We start from the raw sequence: 2,880 nt of genomic DNA, 5'->3' as shown, positions 1-2,880 counted from the left end.
ACAAGGTAAACTCAATGCATCCGCGTTTAACCTCTCCGCAACCGGGCATGACAAAATGACCCCATCTTTATGGGCTTTACTCAGATGTATAGGTTGCCATAAAGGACGGGACTGGATGTTATTATCGGCAAGCAATCGAAGCAGCTGACGATTGTCAATGCCATATTTTTCCTTGTTGATTAATATAGTATACATCCAATAAGTACTAAAGGCCCCTTCAGCTTCGCGCATCGGAGTTATGCCGGGGACATCTTTAAGGGCTTTCGAATAAGTTTCTGCAATTGTACGCTTAGCAGTAATGTATTCGTCTAAGTTTTCCATTTGCGCAACTCCCATGGCAGCTTGAATATTGGTTAATCTGTAGTTGTAACCTATCTCATTATGAATATATTCTATAGGATCGTCTTTTGCCTGTGTGGTAAGATATCTCGCTCTTTTAGCCCACGCTTCGTTGTTTGTAACGATCATACCGCCCCCTCCGGTGGTTATGATTTTGTTGCCGTTAAAGCTAAAACAGGCAATGTCACCTAAACTTCCGACCATACGGCCTTTGTATCTTGCCCCCAGGCTTTCAGTAGCATCTTCTACAAGAGCTAAATCATAATTTCGGGCAATCTCTAGAATGGGATCCATATCACAGGGATGTCCTAGTATGTGCACCGGGAGTATGGCTTTCACCCTACGGCCCGTCATTTTATCATGAAGCTCTTCACCATGCCAGTTACATTTGTTATTCAGAAAATCTACAACTTTTTGCGGGTCCATTTGCCAATAATCAGGTTCTGCATCTATAAAAACAGGCCAGGCGCCAATGTAGCGTATAGCATTAACGGGCGCAACGAAAGTAAGCGTAGAAACCAGTACCTCGTCATCAGGTTGAACACCAGCAACCAAAAGCGCTGTATGGAGCGCCGCCGTCCCGTTGACAACGGCAATTGCATATTCAGTCCCTACGTAATCAGCGATTCTCCGCTCAAAGCAATCCACAAACGGTCCGGCTGACGACACCCAATTAGTATCCAAGCACTCCTTGACATATTTCCATTCATTACCTTGAATACAAGGAACACATAGTGGAATGCCCTCGCCCTGCGTTGGCACACCAGGCTCAAATTGCATAGACACCTGAGCGATACCTCCTCAAATGCTGTCTTACCCATTCGATTGTACGTATAAGTCCTTCTTCCAAGCTTACCTCGGGCTCCCAGCCTAATAAATGTTGAGCTAAAGTATTATCTGCTATGAGTCGTTCCACTTCGCTATTTGCCGGTCTTATTCGGGACATATCGCTTTCGATGTCAACAGGCTTTCCAATAAGGCGGGTTATCAACTCGGCTAGGTTGCCAATGCTAATTTCACGTCCTGAACCTATGTTTATTGTCCGACCTACGGCACCAGGAGCGGAGGCAGCCAGTATAAATCCACGTACTGTATCCGAAACATAAGTAAGATCGCGAGTCGGATAGAGATTGCCAAGTCTGACCATATCAGAGGTAAGACACTGCGTTATTATTGTCGGAATAACCGCACGGGCTGATTGTCTGGGTCCAAAGGTGTTAAACGGCCGCACAGTAACAATCGGCAACCCAAAAGACAGGTAAAAAGCTTCAGCCATTTTATCAGCTCCGATTTTGGTCGCCGAATACGGAGACTGCCCTTGCAGGGGATGTTTCTCATCAATGGGAACATAGCGGGCTGTGCCATAAGTCTCGCTCGTTGAGGTATGAACTACCCGTTTTACGTTAAACTCGCGTGCGGCTTGCAAAACATTTAAAGTTCCCTCTATATTTGTTCGCACATACGAAAGAGGTGCACAATATGAATAAGGAATCCCGATTAAAGCAGCCAAATGAAAGACAATTTCAATATCCTTCATGGCCTGACGGATATTGTCACGATCACATATATCACCGCTAACCACCTCAATGGAGTCACAAACTGAAGATTCATCAAGCCAACCCCATGTTCCCAGCGCATTATAATGAACAAAGGCTCGAACTGTAGCACCTGCTTCAACTAACCTCTCGACAACATGGCTCCCTATAAAACCCCCGGCGCCAGTTACCAAAACTTTTTTATTTTTCCAGGTCACTTTCAAAATCTTCCTTTCTCGGCATCTTCTTGAGCCTTGTAATAATCAACATGCTGACCTATATCAAGCCAATATTCAACTATAGGGAAACTGACAACAGCACGTCTTGCTTTAATTAAACACTCAATCAGGTTGGTCATATCAAAGTGCTCATTTTTTGGTATGTAATCATACACTGACGGTTCGAGCAAATAAATACCGGCGTTTACAAAAAAACTAAAAGAAGGTTTCTCAAGTATTTCCCTAATAAATACACCATCACTTTCAACTACACCATAGGGAACCTTAAGGTCATACTTACTGACAGCGACGGTCAAATCGGCTTTATGCTCCTGGTGGTAGGCCACCATAGCACGGTAATTCACTTGGGATATGACATCTCCGTTGATTACAAGCAAAGGGCCCTCGACCCCCTCTATTAAACCAAGAGCCCCGGCCGTGCCTAATGGTTGGTTCTCATTTATGTAATTTAATTTTACACCAAATCTGCTTCCGTCGCCAAAATAATTTATTATCTTTTCTGCTTTATAATATGTTGAGATATTAATTCGATTAATCCCAGAACCTCGCAACTGCTCAATTATACGCTCCATAAGAGGTTTGCCGCCCACGGGGAGCATCGGTTTGGGAGTATCTTCAGTAAGAGGAAGCAGTCGTTTTCCCAAACCGCCGGCCATTATAACCGCCTGCATCGAAACGACCTGGTCGGGCAACAGATCATCGAGCGTCACCAAATCAGCTACACAACCATTTGTGATGATGAAGAAGATCCATTATACCAAGACGGG

Annotated in this window: 3 protein-coding genes; all 3 read right to left on the bottom strand. The window is 44.5% G+C overall.

Features of this window, described 5'->3' with window-relative positions:
• On the bottom strand, positions 1-1,119 hold a 1,119-nt coding region (locus tag Q7P41_RS12135), incomplete at its 3' end, for a LegC family aminotransferase (RefSeq protein ID WP_303884593.1).
• Positions 1,109-2,092, bottom strand: coding sequence for an SDR family NAD(P)-dependent oxidoreductase (locus Q7P41_RS12130; protein ID WP_303884591.1), 984 nt, complete (start codon positions 2,090-2,092; stop codon positions 1,109-1,111). The genes Q7P41_RS12130 and Q7P41_RS12135, both read right to left, overlap by 11 nt.
• Before the next feature lie 2 nt (positions 2,093-2,094).
• Entirely contained in the window at positions 2,095-2,823 is a 729-nt protein-coding gene (locus Q7P41_RS12125; protein ID WP_303884592.1) for a sugar phosphate nucleotidyltransferase, read from the bottom strand.
• Positions 2,824-2,880: the final 57 nt, after the last annotated feature.

Source organism: Acetomicrobium mobile, from assembly GCF_937920065.1.
The sequence above is the reverse complement of the archived record's forward strand: the minus strand, read 5'-3'. Positions and strand labels throughout refer to the sequence as shown.